Source organism: Microbacterium sp. B35-04 (genome assembly GCF_010634885.1).
Lineage (GTDB): Bacteria > Actinomycetota > Actinomycetes > Actinomycetales > Microbacteriaceae > Microbacterium.
Map to the genome: position 1 here is coordinate 1 of NZ_MWLP01000029.1, position 26,337 is coordinate 26,337.

At 68.9% G+C, this 26,337-nt stretch carries 28 protein-coding genes; 10 read left to right on the forward strand and 18 right to left on the reverse strand.

Annotated features, from left to right (window positions below):
- From B1729_RS07775 to B1729_RS07785, 3 genes are all read right to left on the reverse strand, one after another.
- A partial coding sequence (locus B1729_RS07775; RefSeq protein WP_239539523.1) for an MFS transporter occupies positions 1–303 on the reverse strand: 303 nt, incomplete at its 3' end.
- A 16-nt stretch (positions 304–319) separates the two neighbouring features.
- Positions 320–1,558, reverse strand: a complete 1,239-nt coding sequence (locus tag B1729_RS07780; RefSeq protein WP_163616186.1) for an amidohydrolase — start codon at positions 1,556–1,558, stop codon at positions 320–322.
- Between the two features lie 28 nt (positions 1,559–1,586).
- Positions 1,587–2,153 carry a dihydrofolate reductase family protein gene (locus B1729_RS07785; protein WP_163631792.1) on the reverse strand — a complete coding sequence of 189 codons (567 nt, stop codon included), beginning with the start codon at positions 2,151–2,153 and terminating at the stop codon, positions 1,587–1,589.
- A 178-nt stretch (positions 2,154–2,331) separates the two neighbouring features.
- Between B1729_RS07785 and B1729_RS07790 the strand changes: the two genes are divergently transcribed.
- A complete protein-coding gene (locus B1729_RS07790; protein ID WP_163616190.1) occupies positions 2,332–2,925 on the forward strand; it encodes an N-acetyltransferase in 594 nt (197 codons plus the stop codon).
- 17 nt (positions 2,926–2,942) lie between these two features.
- Here the strand turns inward: B1729_RS07790 and B1729_RS07795 are convergent, their stop codons facing one another.
- Positions 2,943–3,734, reverse strand: coding sequence for an SDR family oxidoreductase (locus B1729_RS07795; protein ID WP_163631795.1), 792 nt, complete (start codon positions 3,732–3,734; stop codon positions 2,943–2,945).
- Positions 3,735–3,851: 117 nt separating this feature from the next.
- On the opposite strand from B1729_RS07795, the gene B1729_RS07800 reads away from it, so the two are divergent.
- Both B1729_RS07800 and B1729_RS07805 read left to right on the forward strand, forming a co-directional pair.
- Positions 3,852–4,355 (forward strand): MarR family transcriptional regulator, encoded by a 504-nt coding sequence (locus tag B1729_RS07800; protein ID WP_163616193.1) that lies wholly within the window; start codon positions 3,852–3,854, stop codon positions 4,353–4,355.
- Between the two features lie 228 nt (positions 4,356–4,583).
- Entirely contained in the window at positions 4,584–5,504 is a 921-nt protein-coding gene (locus B1729_RS07805) for an arginase family protein (RefSeq protein ID WP_163631798.1), read from the forward strand.
- Between the two features lie 168 nt (positions 5,505–5,672).
- On the opposite strand, the gene B1729_RS07810 is transcribed toward B1729_RS07805, so the two are convergent.
- The 3 genes from B1729_RS07810 to B1729_RS07820 are packed head-to-tail and all read right to left on the reverse strand — an operon-like array spanning position 5,673 to position 8,562.
- Positions 5,673–6,446: a LysM domain-containing protein gene (locus tag B1729_RS07810; protein WP_163616197.1), complete on the reverse strand. Its 774-nt coding sequence runs from the start codon at positions 6,444–6,446 to the stop codon at positions 5,673–5,675.
- A gap of 51 nt (positions 6,447–6,497) precedes the next feature.
- Positions 6,498–7,250, reverse strand: coding sequence for a GNAT family N-acetyltransferase (locus B1729_RS07815; protein WP_163631801.1), 753 nt, complete (start codon positions 7,248–7,250; stop codon positions 6,498–6,500).
- Positions 7,251–7,308: 58 nt separating this feature from the next.
- Positions 7,309–8,562, reverse strand: coding sequence for an amidohydrolase family protein (locus B1729_RS07820; protein ID WP_163631805.1), 1,254 nt, complete (start codon positions 8,560–8,562; stop codon positions 7,309–7,311).
- Between the two features lie 214 nt (positions 8,563–8,776).
- Between B1729_RS07820 and B1729_RS07825 the strand changes: the two genes are divergently transcribed.
- Positions 8,777–9,139 (forward strand): MarR family transcriptional regulator, encoded by a 363-nt coding sequence (locus B1729_RS07825; RefSeq protein WP_163631808.1) that lies wholly within the window; start codon positions 8,777–8,779, stop codon positions 9,137–9,139.
- Between the two features lie 21 nt (positions 9,140–9,160).
- On the opposite strand, the gene B1729_RS07830 is transcribed toward B1729_RS07825, so the two are convergent.
- Positions 9,161–9,745: a TetR/AcrR family transcriptional regulator gene (locus tag B1729_RS07830; protein ID WP_163631811.1), complete on the reverse strand. Its 585-nt coding sequence runs from the start codon at positions 9,743–9,745 to the stop codon at positions 9,161–9,163.
- Between the two features lie 23 nt (positions 9,746–9,768).
- On the opposite strand from B1729_RS07830, the gene B1729_RS07835 reads away from it, so the two are divergent.
- The gene (locus tag B1729_RS07835; protein WP_163631814.1) at positions 9,769–10,596 is read left to right on the forward strand and encodes an alpha/beta hydrolase; all 828 of its coding nucleotides are present in this window, start codon (positions 9,769–9,771) and stop codon (positions 10,594–10,596) included.
- A gap of 379 nt (positions 10,597–10,975) precedes the next feature.
- On the opposite strand, the gene B1729_RS07845 is transcribed toward B1729_RS07835, so the two are convergent.
- Positions 10,976–11,326 carry a hypothetical protein gene (locus B1729_RS07845; RefSeq protein WP_163631817.1) on the reverse strand — a complete coding sequence of 117 codons (351 nt, stop codon included), beginning with the start codon at positions 11,324–11,326 and terminating at the stop codon, positions 10,976–10,978.
- Between the two features lie 192 nt (positions 11,327–11,518).
- On the opposite strand from B1729_RS07845, the gene B1729_RS07850 reads away from it, so the two are divergent.
- Entirely contained in the window at positions 11,519–12,673 is a 1,155-nt protein-coding gene (locus B1729_RS07850) for an epoxide hydrolase family protein (protein WP_239539525.1), read from the forward strand.
- 216 nt (positions 12,674–12,889) lie between these two features.
- On the opposite strand, the gene B1729_RS07855 is transcribed toward B1729_RS07850, so the two are convergent.
- Entirely contained in the window at positions 12,890–13,354 is a 465-nt protein-coding gene (locus tag B1729_RS07855; protein ID WP_163631823.1) for a nuclear transport factor 2 family protein, read from the reverse strand.
- A 125-nt stretch (positions 13,355–13,479) separates the two neighbouring features.
- Positions 13,480–14,865, reverse strand: coding sequence for a replicative DNA helicase (gene dnaB, locus B1729_RS07860; protein WP_163616214.1), 1,386 nt, complete (start codon positions 14,863–14,865; stop codon positions 13,480–13,482).
- A 609-nt stretch (positions 14,866–15,474) separates the two neighbouring features.
- Between dnaB and B1729_RS07865 the strand changes: the two genes are divergently transcribed.
- The 3 genes from B1729_RS07865 (at position 15,475) to B1729_RS07875 (ending at position 19,766) form a co-directional block, all read left to right on the forward strand.
- Positions 15,475–16,479 (forward strand): hypothetical protein, encoded by a 1,005-nt coding sequence (locus B1729_RS07865; protein ID WP_239539527.1) that lies wholly within the window; start codon positions 15,475–15,477, stop codon positions 16,477–16,479.
- 134 nt (positions 16,480–16,613) lie between these two features.
- Positions 16,614–18,152 (forward strand): LPXTG cell wall anchor domain-containing protein, encoded by a 1,539-nt coding sequence (locus B1729_RS20715; RefSeq protein ID WP_239539529.1) that lies wholly within the window; start codon positions 16,614–16,616, stop codon positions 18,150–18,152.
- A 339-nt stretch (positions 18,153–18,491) separates the two neighbouring features.
- Positions 18,492–19,766: a GNAT family N-acetyltransferase gene (locus B1729_RS07875; protein WP_163631826.1), complete on the forward strand. Its 1,275-nt coding sequence runs from the start codon at positions 18,492–18,494 to the stop codon at positions 19,764–19,766.
- Positions 19,767–19,878: 112 nt separating this feature from the next.
- Here B1729_RS07875 and rplI read toward each other — a convergent pair whose 3' ends face one another.
- The 5 genes from rplI to B1729_RS07900 all read right to left on the reverse strand — a co-directional run bounded on the left by rplI (position 19,879) and on the right by B1729_RS07900 (position 23,117).
- Positions 19,879–20,331, reverse strand: coding sequence for a 50S ribosomal protein L9 (gene rplI, locus B1729_RS07880; protein WP_163631829.1), 453 nt, complete (start codon positions 20,329–20,331; stop codon positions 19,879–19,881).
- A gap of 10 nt (positions 20,332–20,341) precedes the next feature.
- Positions 20,342–20,596, reverse strand: a complete 255-nt coding sequence (gene rpsR / locus B1729_RS07885) for a 30S ribosomal protein S18 (RefSeq protein ID WP_045301896.1) — start codon at positions 20,594–20,596, stop codon at positions 20,342–20,344.
- A 72-nt stretch (positions 20,597–20,668) separates the two neighbouring features.
- Positions 20,669–21,205 carry a single-stranded DNA-binding protein gene (locus tag B1729_RS07890; RefSeq protein WP_163616221.1) on the reverse strand — a complete coding sequence of 179 codons (537 nt, stop codon included), beginning with the start codon at positions 21,203–21,205 and terminating at the stop codon, positions 20,669–20,671.
- Between the two features lie 5 nt (positions 21,206–21,210).
- Entirely contained in the window at positions 21,211–21,579 is a 369-nt protein-coding gene (gene rpsF / locus B1729_RS07895) for a 30S ribosomal protein S6 (RefSeq protein WP_163616223.1), read from the reverse strand.
- Positions 21,580–21,917: 338 nt separating this feature from the next.
- Positions 21,918–23,117 (reverse strand): acyl-CoA dehydrogenase family protein, encoded by a 1,200-nt coding sequence (locus B1729_RS07900; RefSeq protein WP_163631832.1) that lies wholly within the window; start codon positions 23,115–23,117, stop codon positions 21,918–21,920.
- A 439-nt stretch (positions 23,118–23,556) separates the two neighbouring features.
- Between B1729_RS07900 and B1729_RS07905 the strand changes: the two genes are divergently transcribed.
- On the forward strand, positions 23,557–24,045 hold the full coding sequence (locus B1729_RS07905; protein ID WP_163631835.1) for an FBP domain-containing protein: 489 nt from the start codon (positions 23,557–23,559) through the stop codon (positions 24,043–24,045).
- 16 nt (positions 24,046–24,061) lie between these two features.
- Here the strand turns inward: B1729_RS07905 and B1729_RS07910 are convergent, their stop codons facing one another.
- Complete coding sequence (locus tag B1729_RS07910) at positions 24,062–24,469, reverse strand: DUF779 domain-containing protein (RefSeq protein ID WP_163631837.1); 408 nt, start codon at positions 24,467–24,469, stop codon at positions 24,062–24,064.
- Positions 24,470–24,662: 193 nt separating this feature from the next.
- Entirely contained in the window at positions 24,663–26,213 is a 1,551-nt protein-coding gene (locus B1729_RS07915) for an aldehyde dehydrogenase family protein (RefSeq protein WP_163631840.1), read from the reverse strand.
- Between the last annotated feature and the right edge of the window lie 124 nt (positions 26,214–26,337).

Below are 26,337 nucleotides of genomic sequence, written 5' to 3' on the forward strand. Positions count from 1 at the left end.
CCAGAGCACCGGGATCGCACCGAGCGAGAGAGCCCGGCCGATGCTGGACCAGACGAGGATGGGCTTGCGGCGCCAGCGATCCGTGTACGCGCCGGCGATCAGCCCGACGACGGCGTACGGCACGAACTGCGCCGCGTTGACGATGCCCACCTCGAACGGGGTCGCCGCGAGCAGCTGCACCACGAGCACCGGCATCGCGACCGCCGAGACCGCAGTGCCGAACGAGCTGATCGCGGCCGCCGTCCAGTACCGCGCGAACGAGCCGCGCGGCGGGGGCGCGGCGTCAGCGTGGTGCGCGCTCACGACGGTCGTGCCGGGCCTACGCCATCCAGGAAGTGCGACCGAAACGCTCCCAGCGCTCGACGACGCGCGGGGTCTCAGCATCCGAACCAGGCTCGTAGACCGCGCGGCCCTCGATGAACACGCGCTGCACGCGCGAGTCGACGGCGAGCGGATCGCCCGACCACACCACGACGTCGCCGTCGCGCCCGGGCTCGAGCGCGCCGACCCGCTCGTTCAAGCGGAGGATGTCGGCCGGGTTCGTGGTGAGCGCCTCGAGCGCCGTCCCGGCGGCCAAGCCCTCGCGCACCGCAAGGATGGCCTGCAGCCGGAGTTGATCGATCGGGACCACCGGATGGTCCGTGGTGATGGCGACCTTCACGCCCGCCTCGGCGATGAGCGCCAGGTTGCCGATCGCGCGGTCGCGCAGTTCCACCTTCGACCGCGACGTCAGCAGCGGCCCGAAGATCACCGGGACCTGCTTCTCGGCGAGCACGTCGGCGATCTTGTGCGCCTCGGTGCCGTGATTGACGACCAGCGTGTAGCCGAACTCCTCGGCCAGCCGGATGGCCGTGGCGATGTCGTCGTGGCGGTGGCAGTGCTGGTCCCAGAGGAGCTCTCCCGCCAGCACGGCGGCGAGCGTCTCCTTGCCGAGGTCGCGCTCGAACGGCTCGCCCTTGTCGGCGGCCGAGGCGCGCTTGTCGGCGTAGCTGCGGGCGGCGACGAACGCGTCGCGGAGGACGGATGCCACGCCCAGGCGCGTCGACGGCGTCTGCTTCTTCTCGCCGTATACGCGCTTCGGGTTCTCGCCGAGTGCCGACTTGACCGACACGTCGGTGGCGAGGATCTGCTCGTCGACCGTGCGCCCGCCCCACGTCTTGATCGCGACCGTGCGCCCGCCGATGGGGTTGCCCGAGCCAGGCTTGATGACGGCCGTCGTCACGCCGCCGCGAAGCGCATCGCGGAAGCCGACCTCTTCGATGTCGATGCCGTCGAGTGCGCGGAAGCGCGCCCCGTTCGGGTCCGTCATCTCGTTGGTGTCGTTGCCCGACCAGCCCTCGCCGTCCTCGTGCACGCCGAGGTGGCCGTGCGCCTCGACGAATCCGGGAACGACCCAGCTGCCCGAGGCGTCGACCACTTCCGCTCCCTCGGGAACGGCGGTCTCGGGTCCCCCGACGGCCGTGATGACGCCGTCGGTGACGATGACGGTGCCGTTCTGGATGGGGTCGGAGCTGACAGGGACGACGTAGCCGCCGGTCACGGCGAGGATGCGAGCCATGCCCTCCAACCTACGCGGGGCTGCCGGCTCACCCGAGCGGCGGACCCTCCAGCACGGTCGGCACGTACTCGAGCAGCTGGCTGCGCTGATCGAACGCGCGCGCCTCGACGAGGTCGAGTCGCACGTCGGGGTAGCCGTCGAAGATCCGGTCCGCCCCGGTCGCGCCGGTGATGACCGGGAACACGACCACGCGGTAGCGGTCCACCAGGCCGGCCTGGAGGAGCGAGCGACAGAGCGAGACGCTGCCGAGCGTGCGCAGCGGCCGGTCGGACTCCTCCTTCAGGCGCCGCACGAAATCGACCGCGTCCTCGCGGACCAGCACCGAGTTCGCCCAGCCGAGCGGTTCCTCGAGCGTCGACGAGAAGACGTACTTCTGCACGTCGTTGAGCACCTCGGTGCCCTCCTCGCCGCCGGCGGTGAGCCCCGACATCACGCGGTACGTCGTCGCGCCCATGAGGATCGGATGGTCCTGCTCCGGCAGCTGCTCCAGCCAGCCGAGATACTCGGGGCCCTCGAGCCCCCACCATCCCGGCCACCCTTCGGCGGCGCCGTAGCCGTCGAGCGACATGATGAAGTCGACCGTCAAGATCTGCATGCGAGCCTCCTGCGCGTTCCGTCGCCCGCGCGATCGCGCGGGCGTCACTTCTCGGGTGGATGCCTCGGGCACGAGGGTAATCGCGGGTCAGGCCCGACGGAACCCCGGTAGTGCACGGTTGCGATGAACAACACCGGTGCGAGTACCGTGGCGCCAGGCCGGCGAGGAGGAGGCATCCATGTCATTCGTCGATCCGGAAGCGCCCGTGCCCTCGGGACTGCGGACGAGCGAGTTCGTGCTGCGGCCGATCACGGCCGACGACGCCGAGCGCGATCACGCCGCCGTGATGGAGACTCGCGACGACCTGCGGTTGTGGGAGCAGTCGACGTGGCCGGCCGACGACTTCACCGTCGACGACAACCGGGGCGACCTGATCGACCTCGCGCAGCGCCACGAGGCACACCGGGCGTTCACCTACGCCGTTCTCGACCCGGCGGGAGATCAGAGCCTCGGGTGCGTGTACCTCTTCCCGACGACGGCGGCGTTCCTCGCGAGGTCGGCGGTGACTTCCGTCGGCGACGCGGATTGGGCGGCGGTCGACGCGGTGACGTACTTCTGGGTGCGCGGATCGCGCATCGGGACCGGCATGGATGCCCGCCTGCTCGCGGCACTGCGCACCTGGTTCGCCGAGGAGTGGCGCTTCCAGCGGCCGGTGTTCGTGACGAACGAGCAGTTCTCGCAGCAGGCGGCGCTGCTCGACGGCACCGATCTGCGGCTGCAGTTCGAGCTGCGCGAGCCCGACAAGCCCGGCACCTACCTCGTCTACGGCTGACTACCGAACCTCGACGATCAGAGGATCGTGGTCAGCGTCCCGCCGTCCGCCCGGAGCGCTGCACCGTTCGTCGCGGACGAGCGAGGGCTCGCCACGTAGGCCACGAGGTCGGCGATCTCGCGGGGCTCGATGAACCGCTCCAGCAGGGATGTCCGATTCCCCCCGGCGATGGCGCTCTTGAGGTCCTCGGGTGCCATGTCCTGCGCCGCGGCGATCTGCGCCACAGCCTGCGCGACGCCGTCCGAGTACGTGGGTCCGCCGAGGACGGTGTTCACCGTGACACCGGTCCCGCGCGTGAGCTTCGCGAGCCCGTTGCCCAGCGCGAGCATGGCGGCCTTGGTCGCGCCGTAGTGGATCATGTCGGCGGGGACGTTGACGCCCGACTCGCTGGCGACGAAGACGACGCGCCCCCAGCCGACCTCGAGCATGCGACCCAGCAGCTGCCGCGACAGCCGGACGCCGCTCATCACGTTGACCTCGAAGTAGCGGTGCCATTCGTCGTCGGTGATGTCGCCGAACTCCTTGACGTCGAACACCCCGACGTTGTTGATGAGGATGTCGACCTCACCGAGAGAGCCCAGCAGGCTCTCCACCTGCTCCGTGTCTGCGAAGTCGGCGGCGATGCCGGTGACGTCGGCGCCCGACACTGCCGCGCGCAACGCCGCCACCGACGAGTCGACGCGACCCTGGCTGCGCCCGTTGACGATCACCGTTGCGCCCTCACGCAGGAGCGTCTCCGCGATCGCGTAGCCGATCCCCTGCGTCGACCCGCTGACGAAGGCGCGCCTGCCTGCCAGATCCAATTCCATGATGTCCCTTCTCACTCCCCGGCACGAGGATCAATTCACTTGCTCAGTCAAGTCATAGTACTCCGATTTAAGTTTCCTGGGTAAGTGAATCGAACCTTGACGGCTAAAGTGTGAGGCATGACGCGAACCGATGCGCCCGCTGCGTTGACGCCAGAAGAGCTCGACACCTGGGCCGGACTGGCGACGGTTCTCGAGTGGCTGCCAGCCGCCCTCGATGCTCAGCTGCAGCGCGACGCGCAGCTGACCCACTTCGAGTACGGCGTGCTGTACGCACTCGCCGATGCTCCCGGCAGAACCCTGCGCATGAGCGTCCTCTCCGGCTATGCGAACAGCTCGCTCTCACGGTTGTCGCGTGCTGCGACGCGACTGGAGTCCAAGGGGTGGATGCGCCGCCGGCCCGACCCAGCGGATGGCCGATACACGTTGGCGATCCTCACCGAGCTCGGTCAGCAGAAGGTCGACGAGGCGGCACCTGGACATGCCGAGCTGGTGCGCGGCCTGGTGTTCGATCGCCTGACGAGTGCGCAACAGCGGCAGCTGCGCGAGATCTCGCGTCGCATCACGGGCGCGATCCGGTCTGAGGAAGGCTGGGCGCCCCCCGCGAACACGCCTTCCACCTAGGGGCGCGTCCGCGATGCGCCACGCGCGTCGGAACCTCGACATGCAGGACCACGCTGCTCGCGGACGACATCCGCGCTTCTTCGAGGGCCTTCCCTGACGCGGTCCACATCTGAAGATGATTACCGTCTGGGCATGGACCTCCCAGTCGCCTCCCCCACGGGCCGCCACAGCGACCGCCCCCCGACTCCCGGTCATCCGATGTCCCCACTACATGGCAATGTCGACAGCATGGAGCGGTTTGCAGCATCTCCGGCTGAGCGCGCGGGCGCATCCTCACGCTGGGGGATCGTCGGTGTACCGTCGAGCGCCGCAGCACACTGGGCCGGGATCGAAAAGGCGCCAGCCGCGCTGCGAGCGGCCGGACTCGTGGACGCCCTGTCCAACGGATCCGTCACGGTCAAGGACTTCGGTGACCAGCAGGTCGCCCATTGGGCCACCCACCGAACGGGCGACGGGGCGAACAACGTCGAGGCTGTACGCGCGGTGCTCGATGAGACACGTCAGCGCATCGTCGATGTGCTGACGGACGGTCTTCGCCCGTTCGTCATCGGCGGGGAGTGCACGCTGGCGGTCGCGATGGTGAGTGCGTTCGCCGAATGCGGCCGCGACGTAGGGGTCGTATACGTCGACGGCGGGCAGGACCTGATGACCCCCGTCGACAACCGCGACGAACCCATCCTCGACGGCATGGGTGTCGCGCATATGCTCGACCTTCCCGGCACAGAGGACGTCATTTCCGGCATCGGCCCGCGGCGGCCTCTCTTGCGGGACTCGGACATCGTCTTCCTCGGGTACGCCGACGAGGAGGAGGACATCCACGACGTTGTGCACAGTGGGCGCATCCCGTCGTCGCTCGTCAGCGCAGATCCGGAAGCAGCCGCGTTCCGTGCGCTGGCGGCGCTCAGCGCAGCCAGCATTGTCATCCACATCGATGTCGACGTGCTCGACTTCCTGCAGGTCCCAGCCGCCGACGTCCCGACCTACGGACGAGGACTCTCCATCGAAGACCTCTCCGCCACTCTCCGGATCCTCTTCAGCGACCCGCGCTGTGCCGGTGCGCTTCTTGTGGAGTACAACCCCGATCACGACCGGCTGGGACGCGCTGCAGCACAACTTGTCGAGATGATACGGGCCACCGCAAGCGGCTGACCGAGTTCATGAGGGAATGCGATCCCGGCCCCAGTAACTGATCCATCGAGGGAGTGAGGCGCATACCGGGTCAGCTGGCGTCGATGTGTCGCCCGCCGCGCCGAGCGGTGGAGGCCCGGCTCATCTCACTCGCGAAACGGACATCCTCGCGGCCCCGGTGGTCCTGGGCTACGCGAACATCTGGCGCAGCACGTCGAGGTCGCCGACGTCGAGTGCCCGCGCGATCACCTCGGCCTCAGCCGGGTCGGGGAACAGGCCGGACAGCTCGTTCGCGAAGATGCCGCGCATCCGGTCCAGGTCACCTGCGTGGGCCGCCGCGCTCATCGCCTCGACGGCGAGCTGGTATGGAATCTGCTGGTATCCGTCGGGCGTGGTCACTGGGTTGTAGTACGGCACCCACGGGATCGAACTGTCCGGGTGGAGCAGCAGCACCTCGCCGGGCTGGATCGTGCGCGTGTGGTTGAGGGTCGCGAGCGTCAGCGCGTTGGCGATGCAGAACCGGTCCCCGATCGCGTACAGCGCGTCGCCCGGCGCGACCGTGTACGTGTTGATCCGGCCCTCGTCGTCGAGGCCCACGGTGCCCGCCGCGAACTCGCGCTCCCCACGATCGGTCAGGTCGCCGTTCAGATGCGCGCTCGTCTGCCCCATGTGGAGCCAGATCGGGTTCTCGCAGCCCTCGGGCGTGTTCTTCGGGATCGCGGTGCCGTTCCCGACATACACGTAGCCGTCGCCCAGCTCATCGATCATCTTCGTGCCGATCGGGTCCTCTTCCGCGGACGCCGGCTCCTCGGTCGGCCCCTCGGTCGCGTCCTCAGTCGGCTGGAAGATCGCCCAGGACGACATCTCGGCGTAGGCGCCCGATACGGTCGGCACGGCGAGGGCGACGAGGCCGCCGACGACGAGGACGGCGACGCCCGTGGTGATCTTGGCGGCGAGGTTCATGTGTCAGAACCTAATGGGACTGGGCGTCCCGAGGCCATGGTCGCGCCCGGATCAGACATGCCTCCGGACGACGACGTAGCGGTCGTGGTCCTCGGCGGGTGCGAAGCCGCGCGTATCGAACATCGAACGGGGACCGCAGAACGCCCCGGAATCGTCGCCGGATTCCACTCGGCGCGGGTATCCCTCGACGTATCGCGCGCCGCGCGCTTCGCCGTCGGCGATGACGCGATCCAGGAGCGCGGCTGACACGCCGTGGAGCCGGTAGGGCGGGGCGATGATGAAGCAGGAGACGCCCACCACGGTGTCGGGGGCCGGCCCATCCGGATCGACGCCGTCGTACTTCGCGTACGTCGACCGGCGCGACGCATTGACCCAGCCCGCCGGGCTGCCGTCGACGTACGCGAGGTACCCGAGCGTCGCTCCCGCCCGCAGCCGTTCGACCATCTCTGCCCGCACATCACGCCATGGTCGCTCGGGAACGTCCCCGGTATGGGGATGCAGGCAGTAGCAGGATCCCCAGTCGGGATTGTCGGGAAACGCGTCGCGGTCGAAGAACCGCAGCCAGTCGTCGATGCGCTCCTCTGTGACGGCATGCACCTCTATCGAGTCGATCGAGGCAAGTCGCTCGACCGGGCCGTCCTCGCGTGCCGAGGCATCCGCGAAGTTGCGCGCCCACAGCTGCACCTCTTCGTCGGGGTAGGGAACGTCGTGCGCCCCGCGTACGTGTGCGACGAACTGTTCGACGAGCGGCTCGACTTCGGCGCCCTCGAATCGCGCGTCCTTCTCGAAGCACTCGATCCACATGCCTAGGAGTGAACCACGATTTCTGATCCGTGCCTCAAGCGGAATCCGACACCGCGCCTCAGGCAGTTGGCTGACGGATGCCGCGACGCCAGACGTCGCGAATGTTCAGCGTGTCGCTGATCGTCGTCATCGGGTCGCCGTCTACCAGCAGCAGGTCGGCGCGCTGGCCCACCGCGATGGATCCCCGATCCGTGAGGCCGAAACGACGAGCGGTCACCGCCGTGGCAGCGCTCAGCGCCCCGGTCGGCGTCACGCCCGCATCGACGAAGTACTGCAGCTCCTGGTGCACGCTGGCGCCGTGCGCGAGACCGCCGAGGAAGGGCAGCGGCTGCGAGACATCTGTGCCGACGAGCAGGTCGACGCCGGCCGCCTCGAGGGCGCGCACGGTGGCCAGGACGTCGTCGAGCCGACCCTGCGGATAGTGGTTGAAGCTGCTCCGCAGCGTCGAGTCCCATTCCGGTGAGAGCTTCGCGGCGACGCGTGGGTCGTCTGCGAGCGCCGATCCGGTGATGCCCATCATCGAGGCGTCGAGCACCACGCAGGCTACGACGAAAGCACCGGACTGCGCGATGGCGTCGATGATCCGGGACGTGTGCGGTCGGTCCATGAAGAGGTGGGCCAGGCCGTCGATGCCGGCGTCGATGCTCATCTGCGTGGCTTCGATGGTGAGCGCGTGCGCCACCGTCAGCATGCCGAGGCGTTGGGCTTCGGCGACACCCGCGTTCAGCGTTTCCTGGTCGAGCATGGGGAGGCCCGGGTGTCCCTCGACGGACCCATCGTCGACCATGAACTTGATGTAGTCCGAGCCGGCGTCAGCGAGCTGGCCGACCACGTCGACCGCTTCCTGCGGGGTGGTGACCTTCGCGCGCACGATCGGGTCGACACGCTCGGGGCCGGCAGCGCGGCCGCCGGGGCCGCCGCGGCCCCCGCCGCGCTCGGGGTGGAAGTCCTTGGGGAACAGCTCCTCGGGGTGCCCTCCGGGAGGAGTGAGCCCGAATCCGGCGGAACGCACATCGGCGAGGTTGTCGTCCTGCGTGATGTGGTCACGGTCGCGGGCGGTGTTCGCACCCTGCATCTCGAGCTCCGTCGTCACACCGAACTGCAACGCCATCCGAAGGCCGGCGGTATCGGTGTGGACGTGCGCGTCGATGAGACCGGGCAGCAGCGTCGCACCGGGAGCTTCGATCAGCTGTGCGTCCGCGGGAGCCTGATCGCCGATGGACTCGATCAGCCCGTCACAGATCACCACGGTCTTGCGCCCGAGGTTCTTGATGCCGTCGAACACCCTACCGGCCACAATTGCTGTGCGCATACGACTTTCCGTTCCCTGCGGGAGCGCGCCACCAAGCGGACGCTCATTTACGTGTAAAATACCACATATGTGCAAGACGCACGCAAATTGAGGAGCAGAGATGAATGATCGCGAACAGCCTCCGCGGACCACCTCGAGCGACGACGATCTGCTCGAGAACGTCGGGACAGCGTTCTCGAGACTGCGGCGCCGCGCGAGCAGCGTCCCCCTCGACATGCAGGTCGCGCGAACCGACGTGCGCCGCGATCTTCTGCTCGCGATGGTGGAAGAGGCCGACGGAGTGCTGAGTGTCAACGCGCTGGCTGCCGCACTCGGGATGGAGCGCACCTCGGTCAGTCGTCTCGCGGCATCCTGCGTGAGCGAAGGCCTCGTCGAACGCGTGGCCTCCCAGACCGACGGGCGCAGCATCACACTCCGCCTGACGTCGCAAGGACGTGAGGTGCTTGCCGACGCGAGACACCAGCAACGCCGAGCGTTCGAATACATCACCCGCCAGTGGGACGACGACGAGCGGCTTGAGTTCGCCAGGCTTCTGCATAAGTACGTGGCCAGCGCGAGCAGCGAAGCATCCGAATGAGCCCTCGCTGCTCGCTATCGCTCAGCGCAGAAGCGGGGTCAGCAGTTCGGTGATCGCCAGCTCGGTCTGCTTCGAGGACAGGTCGCCGTCGAATCGCAGGATGCGCCAGGTGGTCGCATCACAGATGGACACGATCTGGGCGAGCCGCCTCTGTCGAGATGCATCGTCGGGCTGGGGTGGAAGATATTCCGAGAAGGCGCGGCGGCACCAATCGAGGTGATACGCCCTCCCGCGCGCGACGATCTCCGGCAGCCCCGGCACGAGTGAGGCCTCGGAGTAGGTCTTCAGGATCAGCAGCCCGTATTCGTCGTAGTGCTCCACCAGCGCGCGGATCGTCTCGAGGGAACTGGACCGCAAGGCCGCCTCGCGCTTCGCCGCAATGCGTCCCAGTTCACGTTCGACAGTTGTGGTCATCAGCACCGGTTTGCTGCCAAAACGTCGGATCACGGTCTGCGAGGTCACACCGGCGTCTGCGGCGACGTCGTCGAGCCTGATCCGCTCGTACGGAGTGGTGCGCAGGCGGTCCAGCATGCAATCGATAATCCGCTGACCTGTCGCCTCCGCGGCGTCCGCGCGGGCCGACATCCGGTACTTGCGCTCTTTCATGTTAGTCATGGTAACGTGAAATTATGAGAACCTCTTCAGAACGCGCCGAGCGCGTCGACACCCGCCTCGGCTCTCTCGCCGTTCGTCGCGTCGGCACGGGCGACATGACCGTGTTCTGGTCATCGATGTTCGTCGACAGCCACACCTGGGACAGCGCGTTGCCGCTGCTGCTGGCCGGCGCTCCCGAGCGGGAGTTCGTCCTCATCGACCCGCCAGGGCTGGGACTCAGCGAACCGCTTTCGCGGCGCAGCAGCATCGCCGAAGCTGCGGATGCCGCGCGAGACGCCCTGGCCGGGCTTGGAGCCACCAGCCCTGTCGACTGGGTGGGCAACGCGTTCGGCGGGCACGTCGGCTACCAGCTCGCGACCGACCCTTCCACCATCCGTAGTTTCGTTGCGATCAGCGCGCCCACCGAGCCGGTACCTGCTCACCTCCGGTGCAAGATCGCCGTTCTGCATCCGGTCCTGCGCCTCATGGGAGCAGTCGGACCGGTGCGCGCGGCAGTGATCTCGGCGATGCTGACGGATCCCTCGGCCGCGACCCCCGGCATCCGTGACGTGGTCGTCGACAGCCTCAACCGACCCACGCGTTCCAGCATGAGCCACGCGCTGCGCTCGTTCATCATCGATCGAACCGACGTGACCGATCGCCTCTCGGGCATCGGCGTGCCCAGTCTGTTCATCGCATCCGATGACCGGGGGGACTGGAGCCCGGAGGATGCTCAACGCGCGGCGGCATCCTCGCCGCACGCCACATCGGTCACGATCGCCGGGGCGCGCACACTCGTTCCGCTCGAGCAGCCCCTCGCAGTCGCTCAGGCGATCCTCGCATTCTGGGCAGCCAACGAGTGAGAAGGACCCCGGCTCTCCGACATCCCGGCGTAACGCGGACACGACCGTCGCACCCGGCGGATCAGGGGGTCGACTTCACCTGGGTCGCGGAGTCGTCCGTGTCGAGCACGTTCGCGAGAACCTCAGGCTGTTTCGACACCGCGCGGCGCCGATGTCGGGCTGGCGTCGAGAGCGCGCAGACGAGCGCTTCGGTGAGTCGCAACCAGTTGGCGTGCGTCGCCGTGAGGACCGAGAAGCCAGCCGTCTGCAGACAGGCCTCGACCGCTTCGCGGTGGCTCGGGTGCACCAGTCAGGATCTACCGCGGCCTTCGTTCGTGGTCACACCGATCTCACTCGGTGAGGTCGTGAAATGGTAACGTCCGCATCCCTTCGTCCTGGGCTAAGCCTGCACCGCACCGAAGAATTCGCGTGCCGTCGCCAACTGGGCGAGTGCCATCACGCCGGCCACGGCGACGTAGATCAGCCCGATCGTGTCGACGCCGTAGGCGATCGTGACCGCGGTCGCCAGCACTACCAGCCAGATCGAGGCCCACGCCCAGCGCTGTCTGACGCGGTAGGCGAAGAACAGGACCAGCAGGGCCAACGCGTTGACGACCGCGTAGGCGATGAACATCCGGCCCTCGTCTGCTGACGTGGCCACCAGGAAGATCGCGACCAGGTGATTGAGCAGCATCCCAGTGTTCAGCACGATCAGCACGATCCAGCCGGCCTTTGCCAGTCCAGTTCTCATGCCACGACTGTAGGACCGCGTGTCACACCGGCGAAAGACGCGACGAGCGCCAGGTGTGATGTCCAGGCCGCGGGCCGACCGGCGGGATGCTCAACCGCTCGAGTCGACCCCCTTCGATGCCGGCGAATGCAGGCGAACGAAAGGCGTTCTTCAGGACAGGAACTGACCGGAAGCCTTCGTACTGTCGTGGTCGTGGAGACGCAGAGCACCGAAGTCCGACCCTTCCGCATCGACATCCCGCAGTCCGCCTTGGACGACCTGAACGACCGGTTGGCAAGGACCCGTTGGCCCGATGAGCTTCCTGGTGTCGGGTGGGGCTATGGAGCTCCCTCGAGCTACCTGCGGGAGTTGGCGGAGTACTGGCGGACGGCGTACGACTGGCGCCGGCATGAGGCGGAGCTCAACGAGTTCCCCCAGTTCACCACCACGATCGACGGGCAGAGCATCCACTTCCTGCACGTGCGCTCGGCAGAGCCGGACGCCTTGCCGTTGATTCTGACTCATGGGTGGCCGGGGTCGATCGTGGAGTTCATCGACGTCATCGGGCCCCTCACCGATCCGCGTGCCCACGGCGGTGACCCGGCTGACGCGTTCCATGTCGTCATCCCGTCGCTGCCGGGATTCGGGTTCTCAGGACCGACGCACGAGACCGGCTGGGACATGGCACGAATCGCTCGCGCCTGGGCCGAGCTCATGCGCCGACTCGGATACGAACGATACGGCGCCCAGGGCACCGACTCCGGATCGGTGATCTCGCCCCTGCTCGGGCGATCCGACGCCGAACGGGTGATCGGCGTGCATGTCAACGGCGCTCTCGGGTTCCCGTCGGGCGATCCGGAGGAGTTCTCGCGCATGACGGAGGCAGAACAGGCCCGCCTCGGCGCCCTGCAGCAGCAAATGGAGGAGGGCGCCGGCTACGCGATCCTCCAGTCCACGAGGCCGCAGACGATCGGTGTCGGGCTCTCGGACTCGCCCGCGGCGCAACTGGCCTGGATCGTGGAGCGGTTCAAGGAGTGGACCGATCCTTCGGCTGCATCGCTCGAGGATGCCGTCGACCGCGATGCGCTGCTCACCAACGTCAGCGTGTATTGGCTCACGGGCACCGCCACCTCATCGGCACGCCTCTACCGCGAGGGAAGGGCGAACTGGGGGCAGCCGACAGCGCGGTCGGAAGTACCCTCGGGCGTCGCGGTGTTCCCGGGCGACTTCGGCATCCGAACGATCGCCGAGCGCGACGACAACGTCGTGCACTGGTCTGAGTTCGACCGCGGCGGCCACTTCCCCGCCATGGAGGTCCCCGAGCTCCTGGTCGGCGACGTTCGAACCTTCTTCCGCCCGCTGCGGTGACGCGTGGCCACGCCGGGTGCGATGACGAGTGTCGAGCAAGCGCGACTATTCGATCTGGTGACGCTCACCCCTGCCGCGGCGGGTGAGGTGATGACACAGCGGCAGGGGTGCGCGACCGAAGCGCAGATCTACGGCGACCCAAGCCGATCCCACGCGCCGACCATAGACACAGCAGCGGCAATCGTCTGCGCGCCGTGCTTGAGGCTGAGGGCGATCCTAAACGTCGTCGAGTCTCAAGCGGATCTCGCTCTCGTCCGGTATTGGGTCGATGTCCAACCTGGTGCTCGCGTCCCGATGCGCGATGAGCCATCGGGCGCCAATGCGTCGATACTTGTCGCGGTAGGTGCCCCCGGTTCTCACCCAACGGCCGCTGTGCAAGCGCACGTAGGTGGCCACATCGCATTCGCCGCGGGCCTCGTCGCCATCGATCCAGACCGTGTGGTTCGTGGTCCAGTGAACGTACTGCGCGAACGTGCGCCACTGAGCTTGAACCACATTCGCGATCGCCTCGAGGCCTTCGTATCGCACGTCGTCGCTCATCTGCCATACCGCGGTGGGCGCCCACACGGCGAGGAACCGGTCGAGATCGCGCCTATCTGCACCATGGCAGTACTCAGAAGCCAGTCTCTGGATCGCAAGCTCGCTCTCGATTCGGTCCAGACGATCCTCGATATCGGTCACCACCACACTCTTTCACGCACCCCGATGCCGACCGATGAGAGATCGAGCAAGAACGGGCAATGTCCAGGTGGACAACGCGTGGACATTTCGCTTGCGAAATGTACAGCTCCGTGCGGAACCTACAGTTACCCGAAGTCGCCCGGGGCCATATCCGTGAAGCGCGAGAAGTGGCCCTGGAAGGCGACGGTGATCGTGTCGGTCGGGCCGTTGCGGTGCTTGGCGACGATGAGGTCGGCCTCGCCGGCGCGCGGGGAGTCCTTCTCGTAGGCGGCCTCGCGATGCAGGAGCACGACCATGTCGGCGTCCTGCTCGATCGAGCCCGACTCACGAAGGTCGGACAGGGCGGGCTTCTTGTCGGCGCGCTGCTCGGCACCACGGTTCAGCTGCGAGAGCGCGATGACCGGGACAGCGAGCTCCTTGGCGAGGAGCTTGAGGGCTCGCGAGAACTCCGAGACCTCCTGCTGGCGCGACTCGACGCGCTTGCCCGAGGTCATGAGCTGCAGGTAGTCGATGACGACGAGCTTCAGGCCCGCGCGCTGCTTGAGCCGACGGCACTTCGCCCGGATCTCGACGAGCGTCATGTTGGGGCTGTCATCGATGTACAGCGGCGCGTCATTGATGCGGCCGCGGGTCGCGGCGACGGTCGTCCAGTCGCGCGAGTCGAGCGTGCCCTTGCGCATCGACTGCAGCGGGATGGCACCCTCGGCGCTCAGCAGGCGCATCGCGATCTCGCTGCGACCCATCTCGAGCGAGAAGAAGATCGTGGGCATGTCGTGCTTGACCGCGGCCGAACGGGCGAAGTCGAGCGCGAGCGTCGACTTACCCATCGCGGGGCGCGCCGCGATGATGATCATCTGACCGGGGTGCAGGCCGTTGGTGAGCGAGTCCAGACCCGAGAAGCCGGTCGGGATGCCGGTCATCTGGCCGTCGCGACCGCGCGCGGCCTCGATCTCTTCCACCGCGGCATCCACCGCGATGGTGAGCGGCACGTAATCCTCGGCTGCCTCGGCACCCGTCACCGAGTAGATCTCGGCCTGGGCGTTGTTCACGAGGTCGAGCGCCTCGCCCTGACCCGAGTACCCCATCTGCACGATGCGGGTGCCGGCATCGACGAGGCGGCGCAGCAGCGCCCGCTCCGACACGATCGAGGCGTAGTACCCGGCGTTGGCCGCGGTGGGCACGATCGAGGTCAGCGTGTGCAGGTAGTCGGCACCGCCGGCGCGCTGCAGCTCGCCGGTCTTGATGAGCTCGTCGGTGACGGCGACGACGTCGGTCGGCTCGCCGTGCGAGTAGAGGGTGAGGATCGCCTCGAAGATCAGCTCGTGCTTGGGCACATAGAAGTCGGCGCCCCGGAGCGTCTCGATGACGTCGGCGACGGCATCCTTCGACAGCAGCATGCCGCCGAGCGCACTCTGCTCGGCGAGCTGGTCGTGCGGGGGAGTGCGCTCGAAGTCACGGTGCTCACCACGGGGACCCCCCATGCGCTCATCGGAGATGTCGGCGATCGACATAGGCTGCGAGTCCTCCCTATCGTTCGTTCACATCGTCCGAGTTGTCACGGCGCGGGCCGGTGCGGCTCGCCGGCACGCGTGAGCGTGCACGAGCTGATTGCGGGATGCCGCAGCATCCCGCTCCCCGCCGAACCCCCGTGTGCGATCCCCCTGCCACCGTCACGCCGCTGTGTCCAGCACGGAGACGCGCGCCACGAGTGGGCCGCACCCCACGCTAAGGACGGCCTCCGACACCCGCAACACGACCTGTGGATAACTCTGTGGAGAGACTGCGTGAAACGCCGACACGCCTGTGAACAACCTCTGTGGAGAACTCGCTGCTTTTCTAGCACGGTCTTGTCAGAAACCACTCCTGACCAGCCCTTGCGAATTCCACAGCCTGTGGAGGGGGATGTGATTGAAGTCAGGGTTGAAGGTTTGGGCTGAACTTCGTTCCCTGTGCACAATTCCGGGGACACAGACACACCGTGCGCGCGCGAGGAGTCGTGATCGGATTCGCGCTCAGAGGGTCTGGACAGACCGCTGACCCAGCCGGTATCGTCACAGGTCCAGGCACCCTCACGCACGATCCGTTCGGAACGTGCGGCTCCTTCGTCGTGGGAGGTGAACGTGGAGATCGCAACCTCGCAGCTGCCGAGGATCGTGCGGCTGGCCCTCATCGGGGTCGGAACCGCGTTCGCCTGGATCGTCGTCTCGCTGCTCCTCGGCCTCGGCCACGGGCAGGCGCACGCCGACGAGCCCGATGACGGAGGACTGCTCGGGGGTGCCCTCGGTGCCGTGACCTCGCTGGTCGACACGACCGCGACGACCGTCACCACCACCGTCTCGACCGCGACGACGGGCGTCACCGGCGTCGTCAACGACGTCGTCGCGATCGCTCCGGAGCCCGTCCAGCAGCCGGTGAGCCAGGTCGTCCAGACCGTCGGCACCGTCGTCACCAGCGTGACGCAGCCGGTCTCGAACGTCGTCTCCGGCGGGGTCGTGGGCAACGTGACGCAGCCCGTGGTCGACCTCGTGACCGAGGTCCCGATCGTCGGCGGCATCGTCACCGGCATCGGTCTCGACCATGCCGTGACCGACCTCGGCGGCACGGTCGACGAGACGCTGGGCGGCATCGTCGGCGCCGTCGACGAGACCGGCGCGACGGTCGGATCACCGCCCACCGGCGGCACCGGCGCGGTGCCGGCTCTTCCCGGATACCCCGCCGCTCCCGGCCTCCCCGCGCTCCCCGGCCTGACGGCAGAAGCCGACGCCTCGGCGGCGGCTGGCATGGATGGCACGATCGCTGCGCTGACGGATGCCGCAGCCACCCTCTTCTCGACGACCGCCGGCTCGATCGGCGCGTGGGCCGCGGCATCCGTGTCGCCCGCCTCCGCAGTCGTCACCGTCGTCGTCTCGTCCGCCGCGCTGGCCGTAAGCGGACCCCTCGGCTCTGCAGGCGGACTCTGCCTGCCGACATCTTCCGCGGGATCCGGTGGTGCGGGTCCCGGCGTCTGGGCGCTTGCCGCCTTCCTCCCGCTTGCCGCACACCGTGCCTGGGTGCGACGAGCAGGTCCGGAAGACGAGCACGCGCCGCCGGCGCCCGTCGGCTCCACCGACGTCTCCCCCGACTGATCGGCTCCCGGCCGCCTTCGCTCATCCGAGTCCAGGCGGCAGAGCAGCAGCGCGCCCTCACGCGCTGAGCAGCGCCTCCCGCGTTCTCCAGAACGCCTGCGCTGCGAACCGATCAATCCACAAAGGGGAACACCATGCGTACTTTCTACAAGCGCGCCCTCTGGGGCACGCTCCTCGCCGGCGGCATCACGCTGCTCGGCGCGACGGTCGCCAACGCGGCCGAGACGACCGGTGACGACGGGCTGCTCTCGGGCACCCAGGCGATCATCGACGTCAACCTTCCGATCGACATCAGCGGCACCTCGCTCTCTGTGCTGGGCGACTCGTCCAGCACCGGTGCCACCACGGCGGCGCCCGCGCCGGCTCCGGCTCCGGTCGAGGCGACGACGAGCGGCTCCGACGGCATCGGCTCGGGCACGCAGGGCCTCGTGTCGGTGAACGTGCCGATCACGGTGTCGGGCAACGCGATCTCGGTCGTCGGCGACAGTTCGTCGACGGATGCCGCGACCACGGCTCCGGCACCGGCGACGGCACCGGCGACCGCCGAGACCTCGGGCGAGGACGGCCTGCTCTCGGGACTCCAGGGGATCGTCTCGATCGCCGCTCCGGTCACGGTCTCGGGCAACGCGATCTCGGTCGTCGGCGACAGCACGACCGAGGGCGCCACGACGACGCCCGCCGGCTCGGGCGGCGCTGCCGGCGCCGATGCCTGGACGAACGGCGAGGACTCGATCCTCGGCGGCACCCAGGTCGTCGCACCCGTCACCGCCCCGGTCACCGTCGGCGGCAACGCGATCTCCGTCATCGGAGACAGCGCGTCGACGGATGCCACCACCACCACCGGCACGGGTACGCCGTCGGCCGGCGCGCTGGGCACCACGGACGGCGAGGACTCGATCCTCGGCGGCACCCAGGTGCTCGCACCGATCACCGCCCCGATCACCGCGGTCGGCAACGCGATCTCCGTGATCGGAGACAGCACGTCGACGGATGCCGCCACCACGGCACCCGCGACGGGAACGACCGGCGGCGCCGCCAGCGGCATCACCGACGGCACGGACTCGATCCTCGGCGGCACGCAGGTGCTCGCGCCCATCGCGGTTCCGGTCACGGTGGTCGGCAACGCCATCTCGGGGATCGGCGACAGCACCTCCACCGGTGCGGTCGCGGCTCCGGGCACCGGCACGGGCGGCACCACCGCGACCACCGGCGGCCCGGGCTCGATCCTCGGCGGCACGCAGATCCTGGCGCCGATCGCGCTTCCCATCACCATCGGCGGCAACGCCGTCTCGGTGATCGGCGACAGCGTGACCACCGGCCCGGCGGTGCCGACCGATCCGACCGATCCGACCGATCCGACCGATCCGACCGATCCGACGGACCCGACCGATCCCACGGACCCGACCGATCCGACCGATCCCACGGACCCGACCGACCCGACGACCCCGACCGACCCCACGGACCCGACGGACCCGACGACTCCCGTCAACCCGGGGACCGGCGGGACCTCCGGTGACGGCTCGGCCACGGTCACGGGCGCGGCGGCCTCGGCCGGAGCGGCCACCCAGCTCGCCACGACAGGAGGAGCGGGCGCGATGCCGTTCCTGCTGCTCGGGCTCTCGCTGCTCGCAGCGGGCGCCATCGCGCGCGTGTCGCGGCGACGCTCCGCGTGAGTCGACGGGGCAAGTCGACGTTCCCCAGGCGCCCCTCGCCCCGACTCCCGTGAGAGCACCGCGGGAGGGCCGTCCCCAGCGGCCCTCCCGCCCTTGAACCGCCCCCGACCGTGATCGCCGGATCTTGCCTGGACCGGTGCCCGCGATCGGGGGTGCCTCACCCATCTCCTCCCGCACCGTCCGGCCATGCCTGGACCGGTGCGATGCGGGGGGAGATGCAACGAGCGGATGCCGCGACCCGGGGGGCTCGCGGCATCCGCTTCGTCTTGCCCCCAAGGCGCAGGTCCAGGGCGCGCCGCTCGCGTTGCGCATCCCCCGCCCGCTCGTCAGAGTAGGGGGGTGCCCGTTCCCGAGCCCTACTTTCTGACCCCCATCGGTCATGACCGCCTCGACGACGTCCTCCGTCTGGACATCTGGGCATTCCCCACCGAGCGCTCCGTCGAGGCGCTGCGCGAACTGCCGAGCCCGCTCAGCTGGCACCGCACGTACGGCGTCGCCCATGTCGACGACGACGAACAGCTCGCCGGCTTCCACGGCGCGTATCCGCTGCGCGCCTACCCCGTCCCCGGGGCCGAGGTGTCGTGCGGCTGGCTGACGTGGGTCGGCGTGCACCCCGGCCACCGTCGCCGCGGCATCCTGCGCGGCATGATCGAGCACCACTTCGCCGACTGCCTCGCGCACGGCGAAACGATCTCGGGGCTGATGGCGGCCGAGACGCCGATCTACGGACGCTTCGGCTACGGCATGGCTTCGACGCAGCTCAGCCTGACGATCCCCCGCGGTGCGGCGCTTCGTCCGGTACCCGGTGCGGCCGAGCTCGAGGTCGCGCTGGAGGACTGGGATGCCGAGGTCCACGGCGACCTCGTGGCCGCCATCCATCGCGACTACGCGCGGCTGCCCGAAGGCCTGGGCCGTCCGGGCTGGGCGACCCGCGAGACCCCCGAGCAGCGCGCGGCGCGCGAGGCCGACCCCGCGGCGCTGCGCGGCGGCAAGGAGGCGCTGCGCCTCCTGCTGGTGCGCGACGACACCGACGCCGTGCTCGCGTACGGGACCTTCCGCCGCACGATGTCGTGGGAGCGCGCCGGCGCCGAGGGCACCGTGCACGTGCGCGAGGCCGTCGCGCTGACAGCCGCCGCCGCGCACCGGATGTGGTCTGTGCTGCTCGACCTCGACCTGACCACCCGCGTGCACATCTCGAACCTGCCCGTCGATGACCCGATCGTGTCGCTCCTCGTCGACGTCAGGGCCGCCGCGCCCGACTATCAGGACAACTCGTGGATCCGCATCGTCGACCTGCCCGCCGCGCTCGCGCAGCGCCGGTACGCCGGCGATGTCGACGTCGTGCTCGAGGTCACCGACGCGATGCTCCCCGCCAACGCCGGTCGCTGGCGGGTGCGCGCCGAGGCGTGGGGCCACGCCGATGTCACCCGCACCGACGACGAAGCGGACCTCACCCTCGACATCCGCGGGCTCGGCGCGGCCCACCTGGGCTCGATCTCGCTGAGCTCGCTGGCACAGGCCGGGCTCGTCCAGGCCCGCTCGCCCGAGGCGCTGCGGTCTGCCTCCGCCGCCTGGTCGTGGCCGGTCGCCGCCGGGGCGAACTGGGTCTTCTGACCGCGAACGTCGGCAGGCGGCATCCACGCAGCGACGGACGCCGGAAACGACGGATGCCGCGGGCGCAGTGCTCGTGAAGAGCACCGGCCCGCGGCATCCATCCGCGCCAGAGTTACTTGGCGGCGACCACGTGCAGGGTGATCACGGCGGTGAGGTCGTCACGCAGGCGGATCGTCGCCTCGTGCTCGCCCACCGACTTGATCGGGGAGGTGATGTGGATCTTGCGCTTGTCCAGGTCGCCGAGGCCGGCGGCCTTGACCGCGTTCGCGACGTCGACCGTCTTGACCGCGCCGAACAGGCGGCCCTCGGCGCCGGCCTTGACCGACAGCTTGACCTTGTTGGTCTCGAGGGCGTTCTTGAGCGCCACGGCCTCTTCGTGGTCGTGGATCGCGCGGGACTCGCGAGCGGCGCGGATCGACGCCACCTGCTTCTCGCCCCCGCGGGTCCAGGCCACAGCGAAGCCCTGGGGGATGAGGTAGTTGCGGGCGAACCCGTTCTTGACCTCGACAACGTCTCCGGCGCTTCCGAGCCCGGCGACCTCATTCGTGAGAATCAGCTTTGCCATTGGGTGCTCCTTAGCGGCCAGCGCCGGCGTAGGGCAGGAGCGCCATTTCGCGCGCGTTCTTGATCGCCTTGGCGATCAGACGCTGCTCCTGCACCGAGACACCGGTGATACGACGGGCGCGGATCTTGCCACGCTCCGAGATGAACTTGCGAAGAGTCGCGACGTCCTTGTAGTCGATGAGACCGACACGGATCGCCTTCGCGGGGGCCGCGTTCTTCGCGCCCTTCCGCGGCTTCCGGCGGTCGCCGGTTGCCTTTCCAGCCATGGTGGTTCCTTACGTTTCCTTGATCGGAGGCCTCGTGCCGAGGCATCCGGAATCTGCTTCTGAGATCGACCCTTAGAAGGGGGTGTCGTCGCCGTAGGCGCCGGGAGCTGCCCAGGCGTCGCCGCCGGCGGCGCCGCCGCCGTTCGCCGAACCGGGCGTCGACCACGGCTCGTCGGCGACCTGGGCCGGGCGAGCCTGACCGCCACCGCCACCGCCGCCGAAGCTGCCGCCGCCGCCCGAGCCGCCCGCAGCGCGGGTGACCTGTGCGGTCGCGTAACGCAGCGACGGGCCGATCTCGTCGACCTCGAGCTCGATCGCGGTGCGGTTGTTGCCCTCGCGGTCCTGGTAGCTGCGCTGCTTGAGGCGGCCGGTCGCGATGACCCGCATGCCCTTGGTCAGCGAGCCGGCCACGTGCTCGGCGAACTCGCGCCACACGCTCGCGCGGAGGAACAGCGCTTCGCCGTCCTTCCACTCGTTCGCCTGACGGTCGAAGTTGCGCGGCGTCGACGCGATCGTGAAGTTCGCGACGGGGAGGCCGTTCTGCGTGTACCGCAGTTCGGGATCAGCCGTGAGGTTTCCCACGACGGTGATGATCGTCTCGCCGGCCATCAGCCTTACGCCTTCGCTGCCTTGGCAGACTTGCGGGCGGCACGCTCGTCGGCGCGCTGCTTCTCGGAGGCGATCATCGCGATGGCCTCTTCGGCACGCAGCACCTTGGTGCGCATGATCTGCTCGTTGAGGTTGAGCTGACGGTCGAGTTCCTGCGTGGTCGCGGCGGTCGCCGTGAAGTTGACGACGGCGTAGATGCCCTCGTTCTTCTTCTGGATCTCGTACGCGAGACGGCGCTTGCCCCAGATGTCGATGTTCTCGATGGTGCCGCCGTCGGTCGTGATGACCTTCAGGAACTTGTCGAGGTTGGCGCCGACCTGGCGCTCGTCGATCTCGGGGTTCAGGATGACCATGAGTTCGTACTGGTGCGTCACTAACCCACCTCCTTCGGACTAGAACGGCTGCCGGGCATTTCCCGACAGCAGGAGGGTGTGTGTGCACGTCATCCGGACGGCACGCAGGTGCGCACGCATACGGACAACCCTCCTATGGTACCGGATGCCGCGGTGTGGGCCGAACCACGGGCTCGTTGTCGCCGAGACCGGGCTCGCTGTCGCCGAGACAGGGGATTCGCGCCGAGACCGGGGAGGTGCCGTCGAGACCGGGGATTCGCGCCGAGACCCGGGGGCGTCGCCCTGTGGCTCGCCGGAGATCCCCTGGTTCGGCGAAGCCGGACGAGGCGACGCGGAGCCCGGGGCGAGGCGACGACGAGTCAGCGGAACGCGTCCAGGCCGGTGAGGTGCTGGCCGAGGATCAGGGTGTGCACCTCGTCGGTGCCCTCGTACGTGCGCACGGACTCGAGGTTCGCCGCGTGGCGGATGGGGGAGTGCTCGAGCAGCACGCCGTCGCCGCCCAGGATCGTGCGGGCCTCGCGTGCGATCGCGATCGCCTCTCGCACGTTGTTGAGCTTGCCGAGCGAGATCTGCGTCGGAGTGAGGGTTCCGGCATCCTTCGCGCGTCCGATGTGAAGCGCGAGCAGCGCGCCCTTCTGCAACTCGACCACCATGTCGACGAGCTTGCGCTGCGTCAGCTGGAACCCGGCGATCGGCCGCCCGAACTGCTCACGCCGGAGCGCATGGCGCAGCGCCGCCTCGTAGCTGTCGCGGGCCGCGCCGAGCGCGCCCCACACGATGCCGTAGCGCGCCTCGTTGAGCGCCGAGAACGGTCCGCGGAGGCCCCGTGCCTCGGGCAGGAGAGCGGATGCCGGCAGCCGCACGCCGTCGAAGTGCAGCTCGGTCTGCACCGAGGCCCGCATCGACCCCTTCGGCTCGAGCACGCCGACCTCGAACCCCGGCGTGCCCGTCGGGACGAGGAAGCCGCGGACGCCGTCGTCGGTCTGCGCCCACACGACGGCGAGCTGTGCGACCGAGGCGAGGCCGATCCAGCGCTTCGCGCCGTCGAGGATCCAGTCCGATCCGTCGCGGCGCGCGTGCGTCTTCATGCTCGACGGGTCCGACCCGGCGGTCGGCTCGGTGAGCGCGAAGCTGGCGATCGCCTCACCCGCGGCCAGCCGCGGCAGCCACTCCAGCTTCTGCTCCTCGCTGCCCCAGCGGTGGATCGAGCCCATCGCGAGCGACCCCTGCACCGAGACGAACGTGCGGATGCCGGAATCACCGGCCTCGAGCTCGAGCGCGGCCAGGCCGTACTCGACGGCGCTGCGGCCGGGGCATCCGTAGCCGTCCAGCGTCATGCCGAGCACGCCGAGGCGTCCGAGGGCCGGCGCGAGCTCGACGGGGAAGTGGCCCCGGTCGAACCAATCCGCGATGTGCGGGCGGATCTCGGCGTCGACGAAGGCGCGCACGCGATCGCGGACGCCGCGCTCGTCCGCGGTGAGGAGCGCGTCGATGCCGAGGATGTCGGTGGCGGCGCGCAGCGCGTCGAGGTCGTCGGGGTTCCTGCCGGCATCGGTCATGGCGCCTCCTCGCGCAGTGCGGTGGCGCCCGCGATGTCGCACGGGCGCTTCCCCGATTCTGCCCGCTCGGCGGGCGGGCGGGCGCTGGGCGGAAGCGAGCCACAACTCCTTCTGCCTTCGGTGGGATGGGCTGATTCCGGCCGAATGCCACCGCAGCACACCGTCGAGGCGGAGTTGATGCTCTGTATGAGGCGCTCCTGCGCTGGCCGGCTCGGAGCCGGCGGCCAGCGGCGCGAGCGTATGCTGTCGGGCGTGCATTCGACGTTCATGACGCCCGGCGGGCGTGAGGGGGTCCTCGGCGCTTCGTGCGCCGAGCGGAGGTAGCCGCGCGCGTCGCCCGGCCTGAGGCCGAGCGTGACGCCGTCGACTCTCCGCAGACCGCCGGTCTGCGGCATCCGCTCTTCGTCGTACCGCGACGACCCTCCCTGAACAAGGAATCATGCACGCTCACACCCAGAAGGACATCCGCGCGTCCTTCGTCAACGCCTCGCTGCGCGAACGCAACGCCCTCGTCGTCCCCGATCTGGCCCAGGTCGACTGGGCGAACCTCGACTACTTCGGCTGGCGCGACCCGAAGCAGCCGCTCGCCGGCTTCATCGTCGTGCCGGTCGACGACGAGCCTGTCGGCATCCTGCTGCGCCAGACCGAGCAGCGCACCCGCACCCGCCCGCAGTGCTCGTGGTGCGAGGACGTCACGCTCCCGAACGACGTGGTGCTGTTCGGCGCGAAGCGCGCCGGCAAGGCAGGCCGCAACGGCGACACCGTCGGCACCCTGCTGTGCGAGAACTTCGAGTGCTCGGTCAACGCGCGCCGGCCGATGCCGCCCGCGTACCTCGGGTTCGATGTGATGGCCGCACGCCGGCGCCGCATCGAGGCACTCCGCGCGCACGCCGAGGGCTTCGCCCGCGACATCCGCGACAGCCTCTGACGGGTGGGGCCGCACGTCACCCCTCGGTGACGTGCGGTCCCATTCCGAAGTGGTCGAGCTCGGCATCCGTCAGCATGCGCGAGCGGATGATGAAGCGGCTGCCCGTCGGCGCCTCGACGCTGAACCCCGCGCCCCGGCCGGGCACGACGTCGATGGTCAGGTGCGTGTACTTCCAGTATTCGAACTGGGCCTCCGAGATGAAGACCTCGATGGGCTCCGCCAGGCCGACGTCGAGCTCACCGAGGCGCACGTCCGACGGGCCGGTCTGGAACATGCCGACCGGGAAGCACATCGGCGCGCTGCCGTCGCAGCACCCGCCCGACTGATGGAACATCAGCGGGCCGTGCTCGGCGGTGAGCCGTCGCAGGAGGGATGCCGCGGCATCCGTCACCGCCACGCGTGAGTGGGTGCGGGTCTGGGCCATTGCGATCGCCTCGCCTCTCGATGTGCGTGTCCCGATTTCGGTCGCTCCGAAAGGCGCTGTCGACCGATTTCGGGACATCAGGAGCGAGAAGTGGGACATGGATGGCCCGGGCGGAGCGGCTGGCGACTCGCTCCACCCGGGCGGGGGACGCCGTCGCGCCCGACCCCCGGACGCGACGGCCTGGGAGGCCGGCTTAGAAGAAGCCCATGGCTCCGTCGGCATACGACACCAGCAGGTTCTTCGTCTGCTGGTAGTGGTCGAGCATCTTGAGGTGATTCTCGCGGCCGATGCCGGACTGCTTGTACCCGCCGAACGCCGCGTGCGCGGGGTACTGGTGGTACGTGTTCGTCCAGACGCGACCGGCCTCGATGGCGCGCCCGGCGCGGTACGCGGTGTCGCCCGAGCGGCTCCAGACACCGGCGCCGAGGCCGTACAGCGTGTCGTTGGCGATCGAGACGGCGTCGTCGAAGTCGTCGAACGAGGTCACCGAGACGACCGGGCCGAAGATCTCCTCCTGGAAGATGCGCATGTCGTTCGAGCCCTCGAACACCGTCGGCGCGACGTAGTACCCGCCCGATAGGTCTCCGCCGAGGTCGACGCGCTCACCGCCGGCGAGCAGCTTGGCGCCGCCCGCCTTGCCGATCTCGATGTACGACAGGATCTTCTCGAGCTGGTCGTTCGAGGCCTGTGCGCCGATCATGGTGGCGGGGTCGAGCGGGTTGCCCTGCACGATCTTGGCGACGCGGTCGAGCCCGTCGCCGAGGAAGCGGTCGTAGATCGAGCGCTGGATGAGCGCGCGCGACGGGCAGGTGCACACCTCACCCTGGTTGAGCGCGAAGAGCGTGAAGCCCTCGAGTGCCTTGTCGTAGTAGGCGTCGCCGGTGTCGCGAGCGACGTCCTCGAAGAACACGTTCGCGCTCTTGCCCCCGAGCTCGAGGGTCACCGGGATGAGGTTCTGCGACGCGTACTGCATGATGAGGCGGCCCGTGGTCGTCTCGCCCGTGAACGCCACCTTGCGGATGCGCTTGTGCTGCGCCAGCGGCGCGCCCGCCTCGATGCCGAAGCCGTTGACGATATTCACGACACCGGCCGGCAGCAGGTCGCCGATGAGCTCGAAGAGGAACAGGATCGACGCCGGCGTCTGCTCGGCCGGCTTGAGCACGACGCAGTTACCCGCGGCGAGCGCAGGGGCGAGCTTCCACGTGGCCATCAGGATCGGGAAGTTCCACGGGATGATCTGCCCGACCACACCGAGCGGCTCGTGGAAGTGGTACGCCACGGTGTCTTCGTCGATCTGGCTGAGCGAGCCCTCCTGGCCGCGGAGCACGCCGGCGAAGTACCGGAAGTGGTCGACGGCGAGCGGGATGTCGGCCGCCAAGGTCTCGCGGACGGGCTTGCCGTTCTCCCACGTCTCGGCGACGGCGATCTTCTCGAGGTTCTGCTCGATGCGATCGGCGATCTTGTTGAGGATGACCGAGCGCTCGGCCGGCGTGGTGCGCTTCCAGGACGCGAACGCTTTCCACGCGACATCCACCGCACGGTCGATGTCCTCCGCCGTGCCGCGGCCCACCTCGGTGAAGGGCTTGCCGGTGACAGGGCTGATGTTCTCGAAGTACTGGCCCTTGATCGGCTCGACGAACTCGCCGCCGATGTAGTGACCGTAGCGGGGGCGGTAGTCGGCGATCGAGCCGCGCTGCCCGGGGGCGGCGTAGATGCTCGAGACACCCTCTTCGACGATGGTCATGCTGGTCTCCTTCGACGCGTTCCGCGACGGTCGTCGTCGCGATGGGTCGAAAGTAGACGGCGGGAGGTTGCACAACGTTGCGGCCGATCGTCTGCGCCGAGCGCAGGGCGTTTCGTCTCTGCGT

Excerpts from the sequence above, each read along its gene's own strand:
- B1729_RS07780 (WP_163616186.1), bottom strand. The coding sequence starts at position 1,558 with ATGGCTCGCATCCTCGCCGTGACCGGCGGCTACGTCGTCCCTGTCAGC.
- dnaB (WP_163616214.1), bottom strand. The coding sequence starts at position 14,865 with ATGTCGATCGCCGACATCTCCGATGAGCGCATGGGGGGTCCCCGTGGT.
- B1729_RS07900 (WP_163631832.1), bottom strand. The coding sequence starts at position 23,117 with ATGACCGATGCCGGCAGGAACCCCGACGACCTCGACGCGCTGCGCGCC.
- B1729_RS07815 (WP_163631801.1), bottom strand. The coding sequence starts at position 7,250 with ATGTGGATCGAGTGCTTCGAGAAGGACGCGCGATTCGAGGGCGCCGAA.
- B1729_RS07915 (WP_163631840.1), bottom strand. The coding sequence starts at position 26,213 with ATGACCATCGTCGAAGAGGGTGTCTCGAGCATCTACGCCGCCCCCGGG.
- B1729_RS07810 (WP_163616197.1), bottom strand. The coding sequence starts at position 6,446 with ATGAACCTCGCCGCCAAGATCACCACGGGCGTCGCCGTCCTCGTCGTC.
- B1729_RS07830 (WP_163631811.1), bottom strand. The coding sequence starts at position 9,745 with ATGAAAGAGCGCAAGTACCGGATGTCGGCCCGCGCGGACGCCGCGGAG.
- B1729_RS07800 (WP_163616193.1), top strand. The coding sequence starts at position 3,852 with ATGACGCGAACCGATGCGCCCGCTGCGTTGACGCCAGAAGAGCTCGAC.
- B1729_RS20715 (WP_239539529.1), top strand. The coding sequence starts at position 16,614 with ATGCGTACTTTCTACAAGCGCGCCCTCTGGGGCACGCTCCTCGCCGGC.
- B1729_RS07785 (WP_163631792.1), bottom strand. The coding sequence starts at position 2,153 with ATGCAGATCTTGACGGTCGACTTCATCATGTCGCTCGACGGCTACGGC.
- B1729_RS07905 (WP_163631835.1), top strand. The coding sequence starts at position 23,557 with ATGCACGCTCACACCCAGAAGGACATCCGCGCGTCCTTCGTCAACGCC.
- B1729_RS07795 (WP_163631795.1), bottom strand. The coding sequence starts at position 3,734 with ATGGAATTGGATCTGGCAGGCAGGCGCGCCTTCGTCAGCGGGTCGACG.
- B1729_RS07835 (WP_163631814.1), top strand. The coding sequence starts at position 9,769 with ATGAGAACCTCTTCAGAACGCGCCGAGCGCGTCGACACCCGCCTCGGC.
- B1729_RS07820 (WP_163631805.1), bottom strand. The coding sequence starts at position 8,562 with ATGCGCACAGCAATTGTGGCCGGTAGGGTGTTCGACGGCATCAAGAAC.
- B1729_RS07805 (WP_163631798.1), top strand. The coding sequence starts at position 4,584 with ATGGAGCGGTTTGCAGCATCTCCGGCTGAGCGCGCGGGCGCATCCTCA.
- B1729_RS07910 (WP_163631837.1), bottom strand. The coding sequence starts at position 24,469 with ATGGCCCAGACCCGCACCCACTCACGCGTGGCGGTGACGGATGCCGCG.
- rplI (WP_163631829.1), bottom strand. The coding sequence starts at position 20,331 with ATGGCAAAGCTGATTCTCACGAATGAGGTCGCCGGGCTCGGAAGCGCC.
- B1729_RS07790 (WP_163616190.1), top strand. The coding sequence starts at position 2,332 with ATGTCATTCGTCGATCCGGAAGCGCCCGTGCCCTCGGGACTGCGGACG.
- B1729_RS07890 (WP_163616221.1), bottom strand. The coding sequence starts at position 21,205 with ATGGCCGGCGAGACGATCATCACCGTCGTGGGAAACCTCACGGCTGAT.
- B1729_RS07845 (WP_163631817.1), bottom strand. The coding sequence starts at position 11,326 with ATGAGAACTGGACTGGCAAAGGCCGGCTGGATCGTGCTGATCGTGCTG.
- rpsR (WP_045301896.1), bottom strand. The coding sequence starts at position 20,596 with ATGGCTGGAAAGGCAACCGGCGACCGCCGGAAGCCGCGGAAGGGCGCG.
- B1729_RS07825 (WP_163631808.1), top strand. The coding sequence starts at position 8,777 with ATGCAGGTCGCGCGAACCGACGTGCGCCGCGATCTTCTGCTCGCGATG.